Annotated in this window: 25 protein-coding genes; 11 read left to right on the forward strand and 14 right to left on the reverse strand. The window is 70.4% G+C overall.

The features are described from left to right. The 4 genes from rho to hemE all read right to left on the reverse strand — a co-directional run. The coding region (gene rho / locus VNW53_RS08075) for a transcription termination factor Rho (RefSeq protein ID WP_325554933.1) at positions 1-1104 on the reverse strand (1104 nt) is incomplete at its 3' end. Between the two features lie 299 nt (positions 1105-1403). Beyond that, the gene (locus tag VNW53_RS08080; RefSeq protein ID WP_325554857.1) at positions 1404-1862 is read right to left on the reverse strand and encodes a CopD family protein; all 459 of its coding nucleotides are present in this window, start codon (positions 1860-1862) and stop codon (positions 1404-1406) included. Further along, the gene (gene hemH, locus VNW53_RS08085) at positions 1859-2896 is read right to left on the reverse strand and encodes a ferrochelatase (RefSeq protein ID WP_325554858.1); all 1038 of its coding nucleotides are present in this window, start codon (positions 2894-2896) and stop codon (positions 1859-1861) included. Before hemH ends, VNW53_RS08080 begins: the two co-directional genes overlap by 4 nt. A 109-nt stretch (positions 2897-3005) precedes the next feature. After that, a complete protein-coding gene (gene hemE / locus VNW53_RS08090; RefSeq protein WP_325554859.1) occupies positions 3006-4058 on the reverse strand; it encodes a uroporphyrinogen decarboxylase in 1053 nt (350 codons plus the stop codon). 511 nt (positions 4059-4569) lie between these two features. Between hemE and VNW53_RS08095 the strand changes: the two genes are divergently transcribed. The 5 genes from VNW53_RS08095 to dnaQ are packed head-to-tail and all read left to right on the forward strand — an operon-like array spanning position 4570 to position 8229. Further along, on the forward strand, positions 4570-5421 hold the full coding sequence (locus tag VNW53_RS08095; RefSeq protein ID WP_325554861.1) for a pyruvate, water dikinase regulatory protein: 852 nt from the start codon (positions 4570-4572) through the stop codon (positions 5419-5421). Continuing rightward, positions 5418-6014: a Maf family protein gene (locus tag VNW53_RS08100; RefSeq protein ID WP_325554863.1), complete on the forward strand. Its 597-nt coding sequence runs from the start codon at positions 5418-5420 to the stop codon at positions 6012-6014. The genes VNW53_RS08095 and VNW53_RS08100 overlap by 4 nt, the downstream gene beginning before the upstream one ends. Beyond that, entirely contained in the window at positions 6011-6859 is an 849-nt protein-coding gene (locus VNW53_RS08105) for a shikimate dehydrogenase (protein ID WP_325554865.1), read from the forward strand. Before VNW53_RS08100 ends, VNW53_RS08105 begins: the two co-directional genes overlap by 4 nt. Next, on the forward strand, positions 6856-7494 hold the full coding sequence (coaE, locus tag VNW53_RS08110; RefSeq protein ID WP_325554866.1) for a dephospho-CoA kinase: 639 nt from the start codon (positions 6856-6858) through the stop codon (positions 7492-7494). The genes VNW53_RS08105 and coaE overlap by 4 nt, the downstream gene beginning before the upstream one ends. A 30-nt stretch (positions 7495-7524) precedes the next feature. Continuing rightward, positions 7525-8229, forward strand: coding sequence for a DNA polymerase III subunit epsilon (gene dnaQ / locus VNW53_RS08115; RefSeq protein WP_325554868.1), 705 nt, complete (start codon positions 7525-7527; stop codon positions 8227-8229). A 170-nt stretch (positions 8230-8399) separates the two neighbouring features. Here the strand turns inward: dnaQ and secB are convergent, their stop codons facing one another. Continuing rightward, entirely contained in the window at positions 8400-8885 is a 486-nt protein-coding gene (secB, locus tag VNW53_RS08120; RefSeq protein WP_325554870.1) for a protein-export chaperone SecB, read from the reverse strand. Between the two features lie 175 nt (positions 8886-9060). Between secB and timA the strand changes: the two genes are divergently transcribed. Genes timA through VNW53_RS08135 form a run of 3 tightly spaced genes read left to right on the forward strand, consistent with a single transcriptional unit; the run spans position 9061 to position 11424 of the window. Then, positions 9061-9672 carry a TIM44-related membrane protein TimA gene (timA, locus tag VNW53_RS08125; protein WP_325554934.1) on the forward strand — a complete coding sequence of 204 codons (612 nt, stop codon included), beginning with the start codon at positions 9061-9063 and terminating at the stop codon, positions 9670-9672. A gap of 7 nt (positions 9673-9679) precedes the next feature. Next, the gene (locus VNW53_RS08130; RefSeq protein ID WP_325554872.1) at positions 9680-10867 is read left to right on the forward strand and encodes an MltA domain-containing protein; all 1188 of its coding nucleotides are present in this window, start codon (positions 9680-9682) and stop codon (positions 10865-10867) included. Next, positions 10864-11424 (forward strand): Smr/MutS family protein, encoded by a 561-nt coding sequence (locus tag VNW53_RS08135; RefSeq protein WP_325554874.1) that lies wholly within the window; start codon positions 10864-10866, stop codon positions 11422-11424. Before VNW53_RS08130 ends, VNW53_RS08135 begins: the two co-directional genes overlap by 4 nt. On the opposite strand, the gene VNW53_RS08140 is transcribed toward VNW53_RS08135, so the two are convergent. The 7 genes from VNW53_RS08140 to nth form a co-directional block, all read right to left on the reverse strand. After that, positions 11421-11744 (reverse strand): phosphoribosyl-ATP diphosphatase, encoded by a 324-nt coding sequence (locus VNW53_RS08140; protein ID WP_325554876.1) that lies wholly within the window; start codon positions 11742-11744, stop codon positions 11421-11423. The two genes, VNW53_RS08135 and VNW53_RS08140, sit on opposite strands and share 4 nt — an antisense overlap. Next, complete coding sequence (gene hisF / locus VNW53_RS08145; RefSeq protein WP_325554878.1) at positions 11741-12511, reverse strand: imidazole glycerol phosphate synthase subunit HisF; 771 nt, start codon at positions 12509-12511, stop codon at positions 11741-11743. The genes VNW53_RS08140 and hisF overlap by 4 nt, the downstream gene beginning before the upstream one ends. 15 nt (positions 12512-12526) lie before the next feature. Next, positions 12527-13249 (reverse strand): 1-(5-phosphoribosyl)-5-[(5-phosphoribosylamino)methylideneamino]imidazole-4-carboxamide isomerase, encoded by a 723-nt coding sequence (gene hisA, locus VNW53_RS08150; protein ID WP_325554880.1) that lies wholly within the window; start codon positions 13247-13249, stop codon positions 12527-12529. Continuing rightward, positions 13246-13881 (reverse strand): imidazole glycerol phosphate synthase subunit HisH, encoded by a 636-nt coding sequence (gene hisH, locus VNW53_RS08155; protein WP_325554882.1) that lies wholly within the window; start codon positions 13879-13881, stop codon positions 13246-13248. The genes hisA and hisH overlap by 4 nt, the downstream gene beginning before the upstream one ends. Positions 13882-13892: 11 nt before the next feature. Continuing rightward, complete coding sequence (gene hisB, locus VNW53_RS08160) at positions 13893-14483, reverse strand: imidazoleglycerol-phosphate dehydratase HisB (RefSeq protein ID WP_325554936.1); 591 nt, start codon at positions 14481-14483, stop codon at positions 13893-13895. A 15-nt stretch (positions 14484-14498) separates the two neighbouring features. Beyond that, the gene (locus VNW53_RS08165) at positions 14499-15488 is read right to left on the reverse strand and encodes an adenosine kinase (protein WP_325554884.1); all 990 of its coding nucleotides are present in this window, start codon (positions 15486-15488) and stop codon (positions 14499-14501) included. A 335-nt stretch (positions 15489-15823) separates the two neighbouring features. Then, the gene (gene nth / locus VNW53_RS08170) at positions 15824-16519 is read right to left on the reverse strand and encodes an endonuclease III (RefSeq protein WP_325554886.1); all 696 of its coding nucleotides are present in this window, start codon (positions 16517-16519) and stop codon (positions 15824-15826) included. A gap of 55 nt (positions 16520-16574) precedes the next feature. Here nth and VNW53_RS08175 point away from each other — a divergent pair, with 55 nt between their 5' ends. Then, positions 16575-17063, forward strand: a complete 489-nt coding sequence (locus VNW53_RS08175) for a DUF2244 domain-containing protein (protein ID WP_325554887.1) — start codon at positions 16575-16577, stop codon at positions 17061-17063. 143 nt (positions 17064-17206) lie between these two features. On the opposite strand, the gene VNW53_RS08180 is transcribed toward VNW53_RS08175, so the two are convergent. After that, the gene (locus VNW53_RS08180) at positions 17207-18061 is read right to left on the reverse strand and encodes a nuclear transport factor 2 family protein (protein WP_325554889.1); all 855 of its coding nucleotides are present in this window, start codon (positions 18059-18061) and stop codon (positions 17207-17209) included. A gap of 118 nt (positions 18062-18179) precedes the next feature. Here VNW53_RS08180 and VNW53_RS08185 point away from each other — a divergent pair, with 118 nt between their 5' ends. Beyond that, on the forward strand, positions 18180-18956 hold the full coding sequence (locus VNW53_RS08185; protein WP_325554891.1) for a molybdopterin-synthase adenylyltransferase MoeB: 777 nt from the start codon (positions 18180-18182) through the stop codon (positions 18954-18956). 157 nt (positions 18957-19113) lie between these two features. On the opposite strand, the gene VNW53_RS08190 is transcribed toward VNW53_RS08185, so the two are convergent. After that, positions 19114-20100, reverse strand: coding sequence for a D-glycerate dehydrogenase (locus VNW53_RS08190; RefSeq protein ID WP_325554892.1), 987 nt, complete (start codon positions 20098-20100; stop codon positions 19114-19116). Between the two features lie 95 nt (positions 20101-20195). Between VNW53_RS08190 and VNW53_RS08195 the strand changes: the two genes are divergently transcribed. Then, a complete protein-coding gene (locus VNW53_RS08195; RefSeq protein WP_325554894.1) occupies positions 20196-20741 on the forward strand; it encodes an SH3 domain-containing protein in 546 nt (181 codons plus the stop codon). Positions 20742-20844: the final 103 nt, after the last annotated feature.

Here is a 20844-nt window from a genome sequence, read left to right on the forward strand (position 1 = left end):
CATCCGGCTGCCGGTGTCGATCAGGGCGGTGGCGATGATGGTCAGCGAGCCGCCTTCCTCGATGTTCCGCGCCGCGCCGAAGAAGCGCTTCGGGCGCTGCAGGGCGTTGGCGTCGACACCGCCGGTCAGCACCTTGCCGGAGGACGGCACCACGGTGTTGTAGGCGCGGCCCAGGCGGGTGACGCTGTCCAGCAGGATCACCACGTCGCGCTTGTGCTCGACCAGGCGCTTGGCCTTTTCGATAACCATTTCAGCAACTTGCACGTGGCGCGTGGCCGGCTCGTCGAAGGTCGAGGAAATTACCTCGCCCTTCACGGTGCGCTGCATGTCGGTGACCTCTTCCGGCCGCTCGTCGATCAAGAGGACGATCAGGTAGCATTCGGGGTGGTTGGTCTCGATGGACTTGGCGATGTTCTGCAGCATCACCGTCTTGCCCACGCGGGGAGGCGCGGTGATCAAACAACGCTGGCCCTTGCCGAGCGGCGCCACGATGTCGATCACCCGGCCGGAGCGGTCCTTCAGGGTGGGATCGTCGATTTCCATCCGCAGGCGTTCGTCGGGATAGAGCGGCGTCAGGTTGTCGAACAGCACCTTGTGGCGGACGTTCTCGGGGTTCTCGAAATTGGTCAGGTCGACCTTCACCAGGGCGAAGTAGCGCTCGCCCTCGCGCGGCGCGCGGATCGCACCGTCGACCGAGTCGCCGGTGCGCAGGCCGAACTTCCGGATCTGCGAGGGGCTGACGTAGATGTCGTCCGGGCCGGGCAGGTAGTTGGCTTCGGGCGAACGCAGGAAGCCGAAACCGTCCTGAACCACTTCCAGGGTGCCGGAGCCGGAGATCTCGACGCCTTCCTCGGCCATCACCTTGAGGATGGCGAACATGATGTCCTGCTTGCGCATGGAGTTCACGTTCTCGATCTCGAAGAGCTCGGCGAAGGCCAGCAGGTCGGCGGGCGCCTTGTCCTTCAGCTCCTGCAGGCTCATGCGGGTGAGCCCCAGCTTCGCGATCGCCTGGGCCGCCTCGGACGGCTCGTCGGATTCCGCGGCCTCGGCCTCGGCCTCGTCGGCGGCGGCGGCTTCGGCGACCGCCTGGTCGGCGGTCTCCATGTCGGTCACCGGGGTCTCTTCGACCGGAGGGGTGTCGTTCTCGTCTTGCATGGCAATTCACTCGTGTTCGCCCGCAAGGCCGGACGGACTCCGGGCGCGGGCTTTTCAGATGATGTGGGCGCCAGGGACCGGCGCCGGATGTCGTTTCGTCGTCTTGGGAGCCGGACCGCGTCCGCGGGACATTCCACGCGAAGGGCCGGAGAAAAGGCGGGACGTATCCTTGTCGGGAACACGCGGAGCGATCCGAACCACGAAGATCGCGCCGGGTCAAGGATTCCGGCTTGGTGGCCCGGTGCGGCCTAGTGGTTGCCGAACTTGGTGGTGACGGCCAGGATCATGACGATCGCGGCCAGGAACGGCAGCTCGTTGGTCATCCGCCAGAACTTCGCGGTCCTGTCCCGGCGTCCGGCCACGAAGCCCTTGTGGGCGCTGGCGACGAAAACGTGCCAGCCGGTCATGAAGACGATCCCGGCGATCTTGGTCAGCATCCAGGGCTCGGCCAGGAAGCCGGCGCCCCTTATCTGGCTATCGACATAGATCAGCGAAAGACCCAGCACCCATACCAACCCCATGGCGGGGCCCAGGATAATCTTCAGCAGCTTGCCTTCCCACCGCGTGAAATGGGCGTCGAACTCGCTGCCCGGCGGGGCGGTCTCGGTGTGATAGGCATAGAGTCGGGGCAGCATCATCAGGCCGGCCATCCAGGCGATCACCGCGATGATATGCAGGCCGATCAGCAGATTGTAGGCGCCCGTCATCCCGCATTCCCCGTCCGGAGGGCGCATTTCGCATGGCCGGCAGGACAGCGCCATGGCCCGTGCGGCGATGCCCCCGACGGCCGCTCGGCCGCTTTGAGGACCGCGCCGGCCAGTTCGTCGATGAAGCGCGCCTGCACCCCCGGCGTCGGCGCTCGCAAGTAAGGCGTACACCCGACGAGCTTGGCGAGGTGCGCATATTCGTGGTCCAGCTCCACCAGGGTCTCCACATGCTCGGAGACGAAGGCGATGGGCGCGATCAGCACGCCCTTGCCCTCGGCGCCCGCGCGGCGGACCTCGTCGTCCGTGGAGGGGGCAAGCCACTTCAGCCGCCCAACCCGGCTCTGGTAGCAGACCCGCCAGTCCGCGAACTCCGGAAGCCGGGCGGCGACCATCGCCGCCGTGGCCTCGACCTGCGTCTGGTAGGGGTCGCCCGCGTCCACCACCTGCTGCGGCAGGCCGTGGGCGGAGAACAGCAGCCGTATCCCGCTGGGCCGCCCCGCGTCGATCCAGGTCTTGCGGATCGCCTCCGCCTGGGTCTCGATCAGCCCGAGCGCCGTAGGATAGCAGCAGACGGTGCGCGTGCGCCCGGTCCCCGAATAGGCGCGCGCCCAGTCCTGCGCCGAACTCGCCGTGGTGGTGGTCGAATACTGCGGATAGAGCGGCAGCAGCACGATCTCGTCCGGGGCGAAGGCCGCCACCGCCCGCGCCGTCTCCTTCGCGAAGGGTTTCCAGTAGCGCATGGCGATGAAGCAGCGCGCCTCGACATCAGGCGCCTGCGCCGCCAGGGCGGCCTCGAGCGCGGTCGCCTGGGCCTGGGTCTCCGGCAGCAGGGGCGAGGCGCCGCCCATGATCGCATAGTTGCCCTGCGCCGTTTTCTCCCGCGTCGTGGCGATCAGGGCCGCCAGCGGATAGCGCGCCACGGCCGGCAAGGTGATGATGGCCGGATCACGGAACAGATTGAAAAGAAACGGCTTTACCGACCTCAGCCCATCCGGCCCGCCGAGGTTGAACAGGACGACGGCGAGCTTGGTCACGTGGTTCGCCCCAGCACTTCACCCGTGAAACGGGGGAGGGGGACCACGAAGTGGTGGAGGGGGCGCTGCCGGCGCACAGGGGCGGAACTCAAGGCGCCGGCTCGCTGGGTCATTCGGCCGCCATGGCCTTGACCGGCTTGCCCGTCACCCGCTCGACGACGCGGGCGATGTGCGCGATGGGCGTGTCCGGCATCACGCCGTGGCCGAGGTTGAAGATGTAGGGCCCGCCGCTCCATTGGGCGAGCAGGGTCTCGACCCGGGCGTCCAGGGCCGGGCCGCCGGCGCGCAGCAGCAGGTTGTCCAGCGCGCCCTGGATGGTCTTGCCGCCCGCCTGCAGGCGTCGGCCGAGTTCGGCGCTGGCCTGGGTGTCGAGCGCCACGCCCTGCACCGGCACGGCGCGGGCATAGTTCTCCACCAGGGCGCCGGCGCCGCGCGGGAAGCCGATGAACGGGGCGGTGACCCCGGCGGCGCGCACCTGCTCGACGATGGCCTGATGCGGGCGGATGACGATGCGTTCGAAGACATCCTCGGCCAGCCCCTCCGCCCAGCTCTCGAAGATCTTCAGCGCCTGGGCGCCGGACCTGGCCTGCATGACCAGGTAACGTGCGGTGGCGTCGACCAGCACGGCCAGAAGGGCGTCGAGCGTTTCCGGGTTCTGGTAGGCGAAGGCCCGCGCCGCCTCGCGGTTCGAGCTGCGCCCCTCGATCATGTAGGTCGCCACCGTCCAGGGACCCCCCGCGAAGCCGATCAGCGCCCGCTCCGGCTCCAGCTCGGCGCGGACCCGGGCCAGGGTCTCGCCGATCGCCGACAGGCGCGCCGTGGAGGCCTCCACCTCGTCGGCCATGCGCCCGATGGACGGCAGCTCGCCCAGCCGCGGGCCCTCGCCGGCCTCGAACCAGACCTTTTGGCCCAGGGCGCCGGGGATCAGCAGGATGTCGGCGAAGACGATGGCGGCATCCAGCGGGAAGCGGCGCATCGGCTGCAGCGTCGCCTCGGCGGCCATCTCCGGGTTATGGCAGAAGGCGATGAAGTCCGAGGCCCGGGTGCGCAGCTCCCGGTATTCCGGCAGCGAGCGGCCTGCCTGGCGCATGAGCCAGATCGGTGGCCGCTCGAGGGTTTCGCCGGCCAGCGCTCGCAGGAGCCGCGGAGTGGTCTCGCTCATGGAGGCCTTAAATCGCCTCTGGGCCGCAGGCTCAAGCCCAACCCCGTTCGGCTTCGCCCGGTTTGCCCTTCTTCTTCCTATCAAGGGTTTGAAAAAAGTTTGGGGTAGGGGCGGTAGGGGCTGTCGAGGGCGTGGACAACCGCGACCGATCCATGGCCGCGCGCGGCTTGTCCCCAGCTTCTCCCGCCGCGGCGATACGGGCGGGACAATCCTGTGAATTGCGGGGAGCGACCGCCAACCCCAGCGGGCGCTTAAGGAATCGTTAACCTCCTTGGGGGCCTCGCAATGTGGGCGACCGGAAAATCCAGGCCCTGTCGATCCCGCAGGTTTGCGGCGTCCACCGGGGCGCGGGCGTGTGGGTTAAGACGCGGTTAACGGCCGATTCCATCCCGGTGATTTGCGCCGACGGCGGACAACGGCCGGGCGCACGCCGTCTATCCCCAAGCCGGCCCGTGTTCGCTAAGACTGCTCCACAGGAATCGTCCCCAGGCATTTTCGCGTCAGGCCGCCCGTGACCACGACCGCCCCGAAGCTCGCCACCTATTTCCACGTCCATCTGGTGTCGGATTCCACCGGCGAGACGCTGAACGCCATGGCCCGCGCCGTCTGCGCCCGTTTCGACAACGTCCTGCCGATCGAGCACATCTACGCCCTGGTCCGTTCGCAGCGCCAGCTCGACCGGGCGCTGGGCGACATCGAGGAGGCCCCCGGCGTCGTCATCCACACCATCGTCGACGACGGCCTGCGCCAGGCGCTGGAGGAAGGCTGCCGCAAGCTCGACATGCCCTGCATCCCGGCGCTCGACCCGCTGGTCTCGGCCATGTCGCGCTACCTGGGCTACACGACCACCAGCCGGGTCGGCGCGCACCTGCGGCTGGACAACGACTATTTCAACCGCATGGACGCCCTGAACTACGCCATCGGCCACGATGACGGCCAGGGCGGCCAGGACCTGGAGCAGGCCGACGTGATCCTGGTGGGCGTCTCGCGCACCTCCAAGACGCCGACCTGCATCTACCTGGCGCACCGCGGAGTGCGCGCCGGCAACGTGCCCCTGGTGCCGGGCCGCCCGCCGCCTGAGAAGCTCTTCGGGCTGAAGTCGACCCTGGTAGTGGGCCTGTCGATCTCTCCGGACCGGCTGATCCAGATCCGCCGCAACCGCCTGCTGAGCCTCAAGGAGAACCGCGAGTCGACCTACATCGACGTGGATGCAGTGCGCGAGGAGATCGTCCAGGCCCGGCGGCTCTACGAACGCCAGGGCTGGCCGGTGATCGACGTGACCCGCCGTTCGGTCGAGGAGACCGCCGCAGCGGTGCTCAACCTGCTGCACGGCGGCCACGGCCAGGTCGAGGTGCTGGGATGAGTAGGGGCGTGGTCCTGGCCTCCAAGAGTTCGGCCCGGCGCGCGGTGCTCGAGGGCGCGGGCGTGCCGTTCGAGGCGGTCGGCTCCGGCGTGGACGAGGACGTCGCCAAGGGTGAGCTGCTGGCCCGCCGCGCCACGCCCCGCCAGGTCGCCGAGGCCCTGGCGGAGGAAAAGGCGCTCGCCGTCTCCGTCGGACGGCCCGAGCTGGTGGTGGGCGCCGACCAGACCCTGGAGTTCCAGGGCCGGCTCTACGACAAGACCGAGACCCTGGACGCCGCCCGCGAGCGGCTGAAGGTGCTGCGCGGCAAGCCGCACATGCTGCACTCGGCGGTGGTGGTCGCCGAGCGCGGCGCCGTCGTCTGGCGCGAGACCCAGAGCGCGACCCTGCGGATGCGCGATTTCTCGGACGGCTTCCTTGAGGACTACCTCGCCGCCGAGGGCGAGGCGGCGCTGGGCTCGGTGGGCTGCTACCGGCTCGAGGGTCAGGGCGTGCAGCTCTTCTCCAGGATCGAGGGCGACTATTTCACCATCCTCGGCCTGCCGCTGATGGGCCTGCTCGATCTGCTTCGCGCGCGGGGGATCCTGAAGCCATGAGGCGGCCGATCAGCGGCGCGACGCGGGTGGCGGGCGTGGCCGGCCGGCCGATCGCCCACTCGCTGAGCCCGATCCTGCACAACGCCTGGCTGGCGGCCGCGGGGATCGACGGGGTCTATGTGGCGCTGCAGATCGCCCAGGACGGGTTCGCCGCCTTCGTCGAAGGCCTGCGGTCCACCTCCATGGCCGGGGTGAACGTCACCCTGCCGTTCAAGGAGGCCGCCCTGGCCGCGGCGACCGAGGTCCATCCCCGCGCCCGGCGCGCCCAGGCGGCGAACCTGCTGACCTTCGGCCCCGACGGCGCCGTGCGGGCCGACAACACCGACGGCCTCGGGCTGCTGGCCGCCTTCGCCGAACAGGCGCCGGGGTTCGATCCCAAGGCGGGGCCGGTGGCGATCGTGGGCGCGGGCGGCGGCGCGCGCGGCGCGGCCGCGGCCTTCCTCGACGCCGGCTGCCCGGAGGTCCGCGTGGTCAACCGGACCCTGGACCGGGCGCAGGCCCTCTGCGCGGACCTGGGCGGCCGCGCGTTCGACCTGCGCGAGGCCGAAACCGCCTTCCAGGACGCAGCGGCGGTGATCAACGCCACCTCGGCGGGGCTCGCGGGCGGCGAGGCGCTCGACCTGCCGCTGGCCGCGACGCCGGGCGCCTGCGTGGTCATGGACATGGTCTACAAGCCCCTGGTGACGCCGTTCCTGGCCCAGGCCCGGGCGCTGGGACGGCCGACCGTCGACGGCCTGGCCATGCTGATCGGCCAGGCCCGGCCCTCCTTCGAGGCCTTCTTCGGCCAGGCGCCGCCGGCCGGGGTCGATGTGCGGGCCCTGGCGTTGAAGGCGCTCAACCCATGATCCTCATCGGGCTCACCGGCTCCATCGGCATGGGCAAGTCGACGACCGCGGCCATGTTCCGCGAGGCCGGCGTGCCGGTCTATGACGCCGACGCGGCGGTGCACGACCTCTACGACGCGGGCGGCGCGGCCGTCGGGCCGGTCGGCGAGGCCTTCCCCGGCGTGGTCAAGGACGGCAAGGTCGACCGCGAGGCCCTGCGGCAGGCGGTGCTCGGCAAGCCCGAGGAACTCAAACGCCTCAACGCCATCGTCCATCCGCTGGTCGGCCGCGCCCGGATCGGCTTCTTCGCCAAGGCGGAGGCCGACGGGGCCGACATGGTGGTGCTCGACATCCCGCTGCTGTTCGAGACCGGCGGCCACGCCAACGTCGACGCCGTCGTGGTGGCGAGCGCGCCGGCCGACCTGCAGCGCGAGCGCGTGCTGGCCCGGCCCGGCATGACGCCCGAACGCCTCGACGCGATCCTGGACCAGCAGATGGCCGACGCGGAGAAGCGCGCCCGCGCCCACTTCGTGGTCGACACCTCCCGCGGCCTGGGGCCGGCCCGCGCCCAGGTGGCCGAAATCATCGCCGCGGTGCGCGATCCGCGGTTCAAGCCATCCCCAGGAGAAGGAGGCCGCGACCGCGCGCCCGGTTGAGCCGCTGCGCGAAGCGGGGCAAGAAAGGTCATGGCGCGCGAGATCGTCCTCGACACCGAGACCACCGGCTTTGAGCCGACCCAGGGCCATCGGCTGGTGGAAATCGCCTGCCTGGAGATCGACGACTTCGTGCCCACGGGCCGAAGCTTCCACACCTACATCGACCCCTGCCGCGACATGCCGCCGGACGCCGAGCGCGTGCACGGGCTGTCCAGCGCCTTCCTGCGCGGCAAGCCCCGGTTCGAGCACCCGGAGGTGGTCGACGCCTTCCTGGATTTCGTCGGCGACGCCCCGCTGATCGCCCACAACGCAGGCTTCGACCGCAACTTCCTCAATCATGAGCTCGGGGTGGTGAACCGCCATCCGCTGCACGAGACGCGCTGGATCGACACCCTGGCGCTGGCCCGCGTGCGCTTCCCCGGGATGCACAACTCCCTGGACGCGCTCTGCAAGCGCTTCAAGATCTCGTTATCGGAGCGCGAGAAGCACGGCGCGCTGGTGGACGCCAAGCTGCTGGCCGCGGTCTATCTGGAGCTGAAAGGCGGCCGCGAACGGCGCCTGGAGCTGACCACCGCGGCCATGGCCGTCGCCGTCCACGCGGCCAAACGCAGCGCCTACGGCGCCCGGCCCAATCCGCTCGCGCCGCGTTCCACCGAGGCCGAACGCACCGCCCACGCCAGCTTCATCCGCGAGGTGGTGAAGAGCGAGACCCTCTGGGAGAGGTTCGGGCTCTGACCGTCATCCTTCCCCGTTCCGGGGAGGGACAGGCCGCGCAGCGGCCAGGGTGGGGAAGTCGCGTTCAAGCTCGGACTTCGGAGCCCTAGCCCATAGACCCCCACCCGTCCGAGGCTTCGCCTCGTCCACCCTCCCCTAAAGAGGAGGGATGAGACTAGGAGGGATGGGATTCAGGCGTGGCCGATCTGCTGGTCGGCCTGGGCCTTGCGGGCGGTGTAGACGCCGGCGAAGTCGATCGGGTCGAGCATGAAGGGCGGATAGCCGCCGTCGGCGGTGACGTCGGCGATGATCTTGCGCGCGAACGGGAACAGGTAGCGCGGGCACTCGATCAGCAGCACCGGCTCCATGTCCTCGGCGCTGACGCCGGCGATCTGGAACACGCCGCCGTAGAGCAGTTCGACCACGAACACCGGGCCGTCCTCGCGGCTGGCCTTGGCCGACAGCTTCAGGTCCACCTCGAAGAAGCCGTCCTCGCGGCCGCGGGCGTTCATCTCGACGCCGAGGTCGATCTGCGGCTGGGCCGCGCCGCCGCGCAGGGCCTCCGGCGCGCGCGGGTTCTCGAACGACAGGTCGCGGATGAACTGGGCGAGGATGCGGATGCCGGGCTGATCGGCGGTCTCGGCGGTCTCGGGCGCGCCGGCGTCGGTGTCGGTCATAGTTCGGCTTAAATCCGTGTGGAGACTACGAAGGGTTCGCGTCTTGTCGGGGCGCCGGGCTAACATGACCCCCCTGGCGATGCAACGCTGCCCCTGACGCAGGCGTTGGTTCGGTCTATATGTGGGACTGGCGCCGTGCGGCGCTGAAGGACCCCGAAGGGCTCATCGGTTGCAAGTGCTAGAATTGATCATCTTCGCAGGCCTCGCGGCCATCGTCCTCTACCAGCTCTATGCGGTGCTCGGACGGCGCGTGGGCCGGCAGCCGGAGGATGCGCCGGCTGTGCCCGCGACGGCGAGTCCCCTGGAACGCGCGGCCGACGCGCCGGCCCAGGCCGACGACGGCGTCTCGCTCACGGGCCTCGCGGCCGTGAAGGCCAAGGATCCCGGTTTCGACATCGGCCGCTTCCTCGGCGGGGCGAAGAGCGCCTACGAGATGATCGTCAAGGCTTTCGCCGCCGGCGACCGGGCGCAGCTCCGCAGCCTGCTGGCGCCGCCGGTGATGGCCGGCTTCGACACCGCCATCGCCGCCCGCGAGTCCGAAAACCGCACCGAAACCGTCGAATTCCTGCACGCGCCCCGCGCGGACCTGGAGAAGGCCGAGGTGGTCGGCGCCGACTTGGCGCGCGTGACCGTGCGCTTCCTGGCCGAGTTCCGGAGCCGCACCAAGGGGCCGGAAGGCGAGGGCGTCGAGGACCGGCGCACCGCCGAGCTCTGGACCTTCGAGCGGCACCTGAAGAGCCGCGACCCCAACTGGCTCCTGATCCACGTCGACGCCGCGGAGGCTTGAAGCGCCGGTGCGCGGGGGTGTCCTCGGCGCGGCCCTGACCGCGCTCATCCTGGCGGCCTGCGCCTCGGCGCCCACTCCGAAACCCGCGTCCGCGCCCGTGCGCCATAGGCCGCCGCCCGCCGAACTCCGCCCCCCCCATGCGCCGCGCCCGGCCCCGGAGGCCGAGGCTCCGGACGAGCGGGTCGTGCCCCTGACCGCCCTGCGCGGCTGGGAGGCCGAGGATCACGCCGCCGCCCTGGCGGCCTTCCGCGCGAGCTGCGGCGCCGCCCGCGATCCGGCCATGGCCCAGATCTGTCGCGAGGCCCGGGCCACCGGCCTCCTGGACGACGACCAGTCCGAGCGCTTCTTCGAAGCCCATTTCCGCGCCGAGCGGATCGCCGGCGAAGGCGTGCTCACCGCCTATTTCTCTCCGGAGTATCCCGCCCGCGGCAAGCGCAGCGCCGAGTTCAGCGCGCCCCTGCGCGCCAAGCCGGCGGACCTGAAGATGGTCGACGCCGGGACCTTTGATCCCAGCCAGTCCGGCCGCCAGACCGCCGCGCGCGACGCCGGCGACGGGACGCTCGCGCCCTATCCCGACCGCACGGCGATCGAGGCGAACCCGTCGGACAAGGCGCTGGCCTGGATGCGGCCCGAGGATCTGTTCTTCCTGCAGATCCAGGGCTCGGGCGTGCTCACCCTTGAGGACGGCAAGCGGATGAAGGCGATCTACGCGGCCAACAACGGCTGGCCGTTCCTCGGCATCGCCAACCCCATGCGCGACCGCGGCCTGCTGGCGCGGGACAACACCTCGGCCGAGACCATCCGCGCCTGGCTCGCGGACCATCGCGGGCCGGACGCCCAGGCGATCATGCAGCTCAATCCGCGCTACGCCTTCTTCAGCCTGGCGCCCGACGATGGCCGCCAGCCGGTGGGGACCGCCAACCTGCCCCTGCCGCCGGGCCGCGCGCTGGCCGTCGACCCGGCCTACCACCAGATGGGCGACTACCTTTGGATCGACGCCAGCGCCCCGATGCTGAACGGCGCCTTCCCCGCCTATCGCCGCCTCGCCATGGCGCTGGACACCGGCGGGGCGATCAAGGGCGACGTTCGCGCCGACCTGTACCTGGGCCAAGGCGCCGCCGCTGGCGTGGAAGCCGGGCGCGTGCGCCATACCCTGCGCCTCTACCGGCTGGTCCCGAAGGACCCCCGCCCGTGAAGCGCCCGCTGCGGCCCGAGGAGCGGCAGGTCTGGGGCCTGGTGGCGGCGACGGTGCACCCTCTGCCGGGCAAGGCGACGCCCCCGCTTCCCTCCCCTTCTGGGGAGGGACCGGCCGCCCCGGCGGCCAGGATGGGGAAGTCGGGCTCAAATTCCGCGCCCGAGCCCGGCCCACAATTCGCCACCCGTCTCGCTGGCGCTCGCCACCCTCCCCATGAAGGGGAGGGAAAGAAGCCCATCGAGCCGAACCGCCGCCACCGCATCGTCAAGGCCCGCGACCCGATCGGCGCGCGGCTCGACCTGCACGGCCTAGACCAGGACCGCGCGCGGGGCGTGCTGGAGCGCTTCCTGACGCGCGCGTGGGACGAGGGCTACCGCGCCGTCCTGGTGATCACCGGCAAGGGCGTGCAGGGCGACGGGATCCTCAAGCGCCGGACGCCCGAGTGGCTGGCCGCCCCGCACCTGGCCCACATCGTCGCCGGCATCTCCGACGCCGCCCGCCACCACGGCGGCGAAGGCGCGCTCTATGTGGCGCTGAAGCGGAAGCCGCGGAGCTAGGTCTTTCGCGACGCCTTCTCCGCCAGCCCCGACGTCCCCTCGCGCGCCTCAAGCCGCTCGGCGACCTCGTCCAGCGACACCCCGGCGGCGGCCAGCACGACCAGCCAGTGATAGATCAGGTCGGCGCTTTCGGCGGCCAGCGCGGCCTTGTCGCCCTGCGCGGCGGCGATGACCGTCTCCACCGCCTCCTCCCCCAGCTTCTTGGCGGCCAGCGACGGGTCGGCCAGCAGTTTGGCGGTGTAGGAGGCGGCCGGGTCGCCACCCTTGCGGCTCTCGACGGTGGCGGCCAGGCGGGCGAGGACCTCGGCGAAGCGGCTCATCGGGCGGGCTCCGTCAGGCGGACCGGCAGGTGGGCCTCGTCCATGGCGCGCTTCACGTCGCCGACCGAGACCTCGCCGAAATGGAAGATCGAGGCGGCCAGCACCGCGTCGGCGCCACCCTTGGTCACCGCGTCCACCATGTGCTGGGCGTTGCCCGCGCCGCCCGAGGCGATCACCGGCACGGAAACCGCGCCGCTCACCGCGCGCAGCAGCTCCAGGTCATAGCCGGTCTTGGCGCCGTCGCGGTCCATGGAGGTGAGCAGGATCTCGCCCGCCCCGTGCGCCACCGCCTCGACAGCATAGTCGACCACGTTCAGGCCGGTGTCGGTGCGCCCGCCATAGGTGAACACCCGCCACCGATCCCCGGCCTTCTTGGCGTCGATGGCGACGACGACCGCCTGGCTGCCGAACGCGTCAGCGCAGGCGGCGATCAGGTCGCGGTTCTCCACCGCGGCGGTGTTGACCGAGATCTTGTCGGCTCCGGCCAGCAACAGGCGGCGCGCGTCCTCCACCTTGCGGATGCCGCCGCCCACCGAGAGCGGCATGAAGCAGACGTCGGCGGTGCGGGCGACCACGTCCAGGATGGTCCCGCGGTTCTCGTGGCTGGCAGTGATGTCCAGGAACATCAGCTCATCGGCCCCGGCCGCGTCATAGGCCCGGGCCTGCTCCACCGGATCGCCGGCGTCGCGCAGGCTCACGAACTGCACGCCCTTCACCACCCGGCCGTCCTTGACGTCCAGGCAAGGGATGACCCGGACCCTAAGCATCTTGAGCGCGCGGCGTCATGCGGCGGCCTTCAGGGCCGCGTCGGGAAGGATCGCGCCGTTGTAGAGCGCCCGGCCAAGCACGGCGCCGGCCACGGGCGTGCCCCTGTGGGCCTTCAGGCGGACGATGTCATCGACGGTGGCCAGGCCCCCGGCCGCGATCACCGGGATCGCCACGGCGTCGGCGATGGCCCCGAAGGCCTCGACGTTGAAGCCCATGACCGTGCCGTCGCGGTCGATGTCGGTGACGATCAGGGCCGAGACGCCCACGTCCTCGAACCGGCGCGCGACGGTGATGGCGTCGAGGTCGCTGTCCTCCGTCCAGCCCTGGACGGCGACCTTGCCCTTGCGCACGTCGACGCTGACGGCGATCTGCTCGGGCCAGGCCTTGGCGGCCTCAAGCACGATAGCCGGTTCGCGCACCGCGACGGTGCCCAGGATCACCCGGCTGACCCCGGCCTCGATCCAGCCCTCGATGTCGGCCATGGTGCGGATGCCGCCGCCGAGCTGTACCGGCACGGAGACGGCGTTGAGGATCTCCTCCACCGCGGCCTGGTTCACAGCCTTGCCGGAGACCGCGCCGTTCAGGTCGACCACGTGGATCCAGTGGAAACCGCCGTCGGCCCAGGCGCGGGCCTGGGCGGCGGGCGAGGTGTTGAACACCGTGGCGGTGGCCAGGTCCCCGTGCACCACGCGTACGCAACTGCCGTCCTTCAGGTCGATGGCGGGATAGAGGATCACGGTCGCCACTCCAGGAAGCGCGCAAGGAGATCGAGGCCCACGGCCTGCGATTTCTCCGGGTGGAACTGGACGCCGGCGACATTGCCGCGGGCGACGGCGGCGGGGAACCGTTCGCCGTGCTCCACATAGGCCGCGACGTCGGCGGAGTCCTTCGGGAAAAAGGCGAAGGAGTGGGTGAAATAGACGGTCTGCCCCTCTTTCAGGCCACCGAACACCGGCTGGTCGGTGACGTGCGAAAGCCCGTTCCAGCCCATGTGCGGGATCTTGATGGCCGGATCCCCGCCATCCTCAAGCCTGCGCACGTCCCCGGCGATCCAGTTCAGGCCCGGCGTCACGCCGAACTCCAGGCCGCGGGAAGCCAGGAGCTGCATGCCCACGCAGATGCCCAGGAACGGCGCGCCCTTGCCGTGAACGGCCTCGGTCATGGCTTCGATCACGCCGGGCCGCGCTTCCAGCGCGCCCATGCAGGCGGCGAAGGCGCCGACGCCGGGCAGCACAACGCGGTCGGCGACGGCGATGACGTCGGGGTCGTCGGTGACGATGATCTCATGCCGGCCCTCCGCCGCGCGGACGAGAGCCTTCTCGGCCGAGCGGAGGTTGCCCGACCCATAATTGATCAGGGCGACGCTCATGGGGGAGTTTCCTAGAGCACGCCCTTGGTGGAGGGGGCGTGGCCGTGGGTCTTGGGGTCGAGCTCGACGGCGGTCCGAAGCGCGCGGGCCAGGGCCTTGAAGCCGCTCTCGGCGATGTGGTGGGAGTTCACCCCATAGAGGGTCTCCAGGTGCACGCAGGCGCCGCAGTTCATGGCGAAGGCGTGGTGGAATTCCTTGAACAGCTCGGTGTCCATGTCGCCGACCTTCGGCGTCTTGAAGTCGACCTTCCAGATCAGATAGGGCCGGTTCGACAGGTCGATGGCCGCCCGGGTCAGGGTCTCGTCCATGGGGATGTAGGCGTGGCCGAACCGGCGCACGCCCTTGAAGCCGTCCAGCGCCTTGTTGAACGCCTGGCCCAGCACGATGCCGGTGTCTTCCACCGTGTGGTGCATGTCGATGTGCAGGTCGCCCTTGGTCTCGATCTCGATGTCGAAACCGCCGTGGCGGATGAAGCTCTCCAGCATGTGGTCGAAGAAGCCGATGCCGGTGGAGACCTTGGACGCGCCGGTCCCGTCCAGATCGACGGCGATCCGGATCTGGGTCTCCTTGGTGTTGCGGACAACTTCGGCCCCGCGTGTCATTTCTGGGCGGCTCATCTAGAGTCCCTTTTCCGCCGCCAGCGCCTGCAGCGAGACCTGCGGCCGCGGACCGTAGTGCGAGATCACTTCCGCCGCCGCCAGCGAGCCCAGCCGGCCGCAGTCCGGCAGCGACCGGCCGCGGGCGAGGCCGAACATGAACCCGGCTGCGTATTGGTCGCCGGCACCGGTCGTGTCCACGACTTTCTCCACCGGGAAGGCGGGGACCGAATAGGTCTCGGCGTGGCTGGCGATCACCGAGCCCGCCTCGCTGCGGGTGACGGCGGCCAGCTTGGCGCGGGCGGTGATCTCGCGCATGGCCTCGTCGAAGCTCGACGTCTGGAAGAGCGAGGTGATCTCCACCTCGTTGGCGAACACCAGGTCGACCTGGCTCTCGATGAAGGCCAGGAGGCCCGCGCGGTGGCGGTCGACCACGAAGCCGTCGGAGAGGGTGAGCGCCAGCATCCGGCCCGAGCCGCGCGCCAGGGCCGCGGCCTTGGCGAAGGCCTTCCGCGCGGCCTCCGCGTCGAACAGGTAGCCTTCGAGGTAGACGATCTTCGCGCCCTCGATGACCGAGGGGACCACGTCGGTGTCGGTGAACTCCACCGAGGCGCCCAGGTAGGTGCACATGGTGCGCTGGCCGTCCGGCGTGACGTTGATCATCGAGACCGCGGTGGCCGGCCCGTCCCGCAGCGGGATCGGGTCGAAGTGGGCGCCGATGGCGCGCATCTCGCCCGTGAACGTCGCGCCGAGCTGGTCCTCGGCTACCTTGCCCAAATAGGCCGCCTTGCCGCCGAAACTCGCGACCCCGGCGATGGTGTTGCCGGCCGATCCGCCGGAGGTCTCGACGCCCTTGGCCATCTTGCCGTAGAGCGCCAGGGACCGCTCGGCGTCGACCAGCATCATCGCGCCCTTGTCGAGCCCGTTGGCCGCCAGGAAGGCGTCGTCGGCCGGGGCGATCACGTCGACGATGGCGTTGCCGATGGCGGCGACGTCGTAGAGGTCTGGCATTCTTGAGCTTTCAGGCGGAGGCGCGCGACGGCGGGACTTACAGAAGATCGGCCTTCGCGGCAACGCGCCTTGGGGTCTTGGGGCGCGCGAGCGGCGGACGGCAAGGCGTGTCGCAGGACCTCGCCGCCCTCCAAAGCTGGGCGAAACCGGTGGTTGGAACGGCTCGGCGCGGCTTCAGCGCCATCCAGCATTCCGAAGAATGCCGGATTTCACATCCTCCGCGTCATCTCGGAGGTGCGACGCCACCCCTCCGGCCCCGCCAGCGCCTATGGGTCCCGGTCTTCGTGCTCCGCGAAACCGGGTGACAGCGAAGGGGCAAAGGCCGGCGCCGCGCCCTATCGCCCGACGAACAGATGCCTCGACGGGCAAAGGTCCGCCACCACGCACTCCTCGCACTTCGGCCGGCGCGCCATGCAGATGTAGCGGCCGTGCAGGATCAGCCAGTGGTGGGCGCGGGTCTTCAAGGGATCGGGGACGATGGCCATCAGCTCGGCCTCCACCTGGTCCGGCGTCTTGCCGGTGGCCAGGCCCAGGCGGTGGGAGACGCGGAAGACGTGAGTGTCGACGGCGATGGCCGGCTCGATGCGCAGCTCGTTCAGCACCACCGAGGCGGTCTTGCGGCCGACGCCCGGCAGCGCCTGCAGCGCCTCGCGGGTCAGCGGGACCTGGCCGCCGTACTGCTCCACGAGGATGCGGCTCATGGCGATGACGTTCTTGGCCTTGGAGTTGTAGAGGCCGATCGAGGAGATGAAGGGCTTCAGCCCGGCTTCGCCCAGCGCCAGCATCTTTTCCGGCGTGTCGGCGACCTTGAAGAGCCTGGCCGTCGCCTTGTTCACCGAGACGTCCGTCGCCTGGGCCGACAGCGCCACGGCGGTTACCAGGGTGAAGGGACTGTCGTAGTCCAGCTCGGTGCGGGGATCGCTTTCCTGCGCCTCGAACCGGCGGAAGATCTCGGCGATCCGGGCCTGTTCGGCGGGGCTCAGGCGCCTGGCGCGCGGGGCTTTCTTCCGGGGCGTCGCGATCCTGGCCATGCGGCGCGCAAGATGGCTTGCGCCGCCCCCTTCCGCCAAGGCGGTTTCCGGGCCTATGTTCCGGTCCCAGATGATGGGCCAGACCTACATGGACGCGGTGATCACGCCGCACCGCTCGCTCTCGGAGCGCGGCTTCATCATTCTGATCGCCGTGGTGACGCTCGCCAACTGCTGCTCGGCGGCGGTGTTCGTGCACATGGGGGCGGTTTTCGTGCCGTTCTTCCTGGGCGTCGACGTGATGGCCGTGCTGGTGGCCTTCACGGTGAGCTATCGCCAGGCGCGGCGCGTCGAGCGGGTGACGATCACCGCCCGCGACGTGGTGGTGACCCACGAGGCGCCCAACTGGAGCCGGGTGGTCTGGGAAAGCCCCACGGCCTTCACCCGCGTGACGGTGGATCGCGAGGAGGACCGCACCTTCGGCCTGCGCCTGGCGCTGTCCGGCCGCGAGGTCGCCGTCGCCCAGGCGCTGAGCCCCCGCGAGCGCGGCGAGTTCGCCAAGGCCCTGGAACAGGCGATCTGGGAAGCCCGCCGCGAGCGCGGGTGAAGTCCTTCCTTGGTGGGGAGGGACAGACGGCGAAGCCGTCAGGGTAGGGAGGTCGCCTTCAAGCGCTGACTCCGCATTCCGGCCCGCGCTTCCCCACCCGTCTCGCTGGCCCTCGCCACCCTCCCCGAAAAGGGGAGGGGAGATTACTTCTCCATGGCGACGATCTGGTCGAAGACCAGGGCCCACTTGCCGGTGCGGCGCTGCCAGACGCGGACGTAGTGGCCGCGGCCGCCGTCCCACTTGGCGTCGCCGTAGGTCCAGGCGAGGTCGCCGGCCTTCGACGCCCCGCCGCCGATCGGGCCGAAGGCGATGGTTGTCGCGCGGGTGGCCAACTCCTTGTCGGCGGCGGCCGGGGTCGTGGCGGGCGGAAGCTTCGAGCCCTGCACGCGGGCGTCGGGGGCCAGCACGGCCTTGTAGGCGGCGACCGTGTCGGCTTTGGCGCGTGCGGCCAGGGCGATCTCGGCGGAGCGCACCTGCTGCATGGCCACGTCCGGCGCCACCGCCCTGGCGTCGCCCGGCGGCAGCAGGACCGGGGCGGAGGCCGGGCCGGGCGCGCTCGTCCCGTCGGCCTCCACGCCGCCGTCGTAGATCCATTTCCACGACCCGTCCGGCCGCCGGGTCCAGACGGTGACATAGAAGATGCCCGGCTTGCCGCCGTTGACGGTGGCGGGCCCGGTGGTGAAGCCGAGGTCGCCCGACCGCGCGACGCCCGCGAAATTCGGCCACCAGTTCAGCAGCGTCCCGCCGTCCTTCGGCGGTTTCGGCGCCGGCCGCGCGCCATAGACCGCCCGGGCCAGCAGGGGGTCGGGGCTGAAGACGATCGCCTCGTCGGTCATGAATTCGAGGAAGCTGGGCGCCACCCCGATCTCGGCCGCGCGGGCGGCGAAGGCGTGCTCGGCGGCGATCACCGGCGCCGGATCGCCGGCTTGCGGGGCGGCCTGGGCGGCAGCCGCGGCCACGAGGCAAAGGGCGGCCAAGGCCACGGTTTTCTTCGGCAAGGTCCCGTCTCCCGACTTCGGCTCGTGCCTATGACCTAGCGCATCGCCGTTGTCGCCAGCCAGCGCGACAAACGTCGCGGCGGTTGCGACAAGCGTCGCGAAGGCCAAGATAGCGGCCATGGTGTTCACCGACCTCGAGATCGAGCGCTACGCGCGCCACCTGGTGCTGCGCGAGGTGGGCGGCCCGGGCCAACAGAGGCTGAAGGCCGCCAGCGTGCTGATCGTCGGCGCCGGCGGCCTGGGCTCGCCGGCCGCGCTCTACTTGGCCGCGGCCGGGGTCGGGACCCTGATCCTGGTGGACCCCGACGATGTCGACCGCTCCAACCTGCAGCGCCAGATCCTCTATTCCGAGGCCGACATCGGCCTGCCGAAAGTGGAGGCCGCCGCCGACCGGCTGGCGGCGCTCAACCCGCACATCTTCGTGGCCGGCGGCCCGGACGCCTTCGGGCCCGACAACGCCGACCGGCTGGTGGAGGGCGTCGACCTGGTGCTGGACGGCACCGACAACTTCGCGGTCCGCTATGAGGTCAACGCCGCCTGCGTGCGCCACGGCAAGCCGCTGGTCTCCGGCGCCATCGGTCGCTGGACCGGCCAGGTGGGCGTGTTCAGGGGCCGGCCCTGCTACCGCTGCCTGGTGCCGGAGATCCCGCCGGACGCCGAGACCTGCGTGGCGGTCGGCGTGGTGGGCGCGCTCGCGGGCGTGGTCGGCTCGATGATGGCCCTCGAGGCCATCAAGCTGATCACCGGCGCCGGCGAGCCGCTGGACGGGCGGCTGATGATCTACGACGCGCTCTCGGCGGAGACCCGCACGGTGAAGGTGGGGGCCGATCCGGATTGCCCGGTGTGCGGCGGCCAGACCTCCTCTCCCCCGGCGCAGCCGAGAGGGAGAGGGTAGGGAGAGGGCGGCGCGAGACGTGCTGATCCGCCTGCCGCGCCGCCATGATCCGCGGCGCTGCCGTTGATCCTCGCCCCACCATCGGCCGGATCGAAAGATCGGAGCCGCCCTCTCCCTACCCTCTGCCTCTCGCTTCGCGGGGGAAAGGCGGGGACCCTCACATCATCGACGGGATCACCCGGTCGGGCGGCTTGTGGCCGTCCATCCAGGTGCGGATGTTGATGATCACCTTTTCGCCCATGTCGATGCGGCCCTCGATGGTGGCCGAGCCCAGGTGGGGCAGGAGGACGGCGTTGGGCAGGCCCAGCAGCTTGGGATTGATCTTCGGCTCGTGCTCGAAGACGTCGAGGCCGGCGCCGGCGATGGCGCCTTCCTTGAGGAGCTCGGCGAGCGCCGTCTCGTCGATGATCTCGCCGCGGGCGGTATTGATCAGGATGGCGTGCGGCTGCAGCAGGCGCAGGCGCCGCGCCGACAGCAGATGATAGGTGGCCGGAGTGTGCGGCGAGTGGACCGAGACGATGTCCATCCGCGCCATCATCTGGTCGAGGCTCTCCCAATAGGTGGCCTCCAGCTCCTCGGCGATGCGCGGGCTGACCGGTTTTCGGTTGTGGTAGTGGATCTGCAGGCCGAAGGCGCGGGCCCGGCGCGCCACGGCCTGGCCGATGCGGCCCATGCCGATGATCCCCAGCCGCTTGCCGGTGATGCGGTGGCCCATCATCCAGGTGGGCGTCCAGCCGTGGAAGTCGCCGGCCTGGGTGACGTTGGCGCCTTCGACGATGCGCCGGGCCACGGCCATGATCAGGGCCATGGTCAGGTCGGCGGTGTCCTCGGTCAGCACGCCCGGAGTGTTGGTGACCGCGATCCCCTTGGCGTTGGCCGCGGCGACGTCGATATGGTCCACGCCGACGCCGAAGTTGGCGATCAGCTTCAGCTTCGGCCCGGCTTTTTCCAGCAGGGCGGCGTCGATCTTGTCGGTGATGGTCGGGGCCAGGACATCGGCCCGGCCCAGGGCGTCGCCAAGCTGCGCGCGGCTGAACGGCTCGTCGGTGACGTTGAGCTCGGCGTCGAACAGTTCGCGCATCCGCGTCTCCACCGGGCCGGGGAGTTTTCGGGTGACGATGACTTTCGGCTTGCGGGCGGCCATGGGTGTCTTGAAATTGGGGGTGACGTGAAGAGGGGGCGTTTACGTGCGCCGCTTCACCGGCGCGTCCTGTTGTCGGAATCTGTAGCAAAGGCTCCATGGGCGGCCAAGGCGACGCGCAGAAAAGGATTCGGGCCGGGGGGCCGCTGCTGAAAGGCGCGGCCCTCGGTTCGCTGGCGGCTGCCGCGATCCTGACGGGCGCCGCCGCCCCCGAGCGGCAGACCCCGTCCGGCATGCCGGTGCCGCGCTATGTCTCCCTGAAGTTCGACAAGGTGAACGCCCGCGCCGGGCCCGGCGACGACCACAAGCTGCTGTTCGTCTACCGCGTTCGGGGCCTGCCGCTGCAGGTAGTGGCCGAGACCAGCGAGTGGCGGCGCGTCTGCGACCCCGAGGGGACGCTGGCCTGGGTGCACAAGCGCGTCACCGACGGGCGGCGGATGACGATGAACACGACGCCCAGCCCCGTGCCCCTGCTGAAGCGGCCGAAGGACGGGTTCAAGGCGGCCGCCTTTTTGAACCCCCGGGCGCTGGCGACGTTGGACCGCTGCGACAAGGGCTGGTGCAAGGTGAAGGCGGACCATGCCGGCGGCTGGGTGCGCGAAGGCGTGCTTTGGGGAACCACCGACACACCCCAATGTCATTGAGGAGCCAGTGTCATTCACGGGCGGGTCACTGGCCGCCGATGCGGGCGCGGCATTGAGCGCCGGGAGCGGCTCTGGTAGGGCCAACCCCCTCGAAAGGTACGGA

It is taken from the genome of Phenylobacterium sp. (genome assembly GCF_035569475.1).
Classification (GTDB): Bacteria; Pseudomonadota; Alphaproteobacteria; order Caulobacterales; family Caulobacteraceae; genus Phenylobacterium.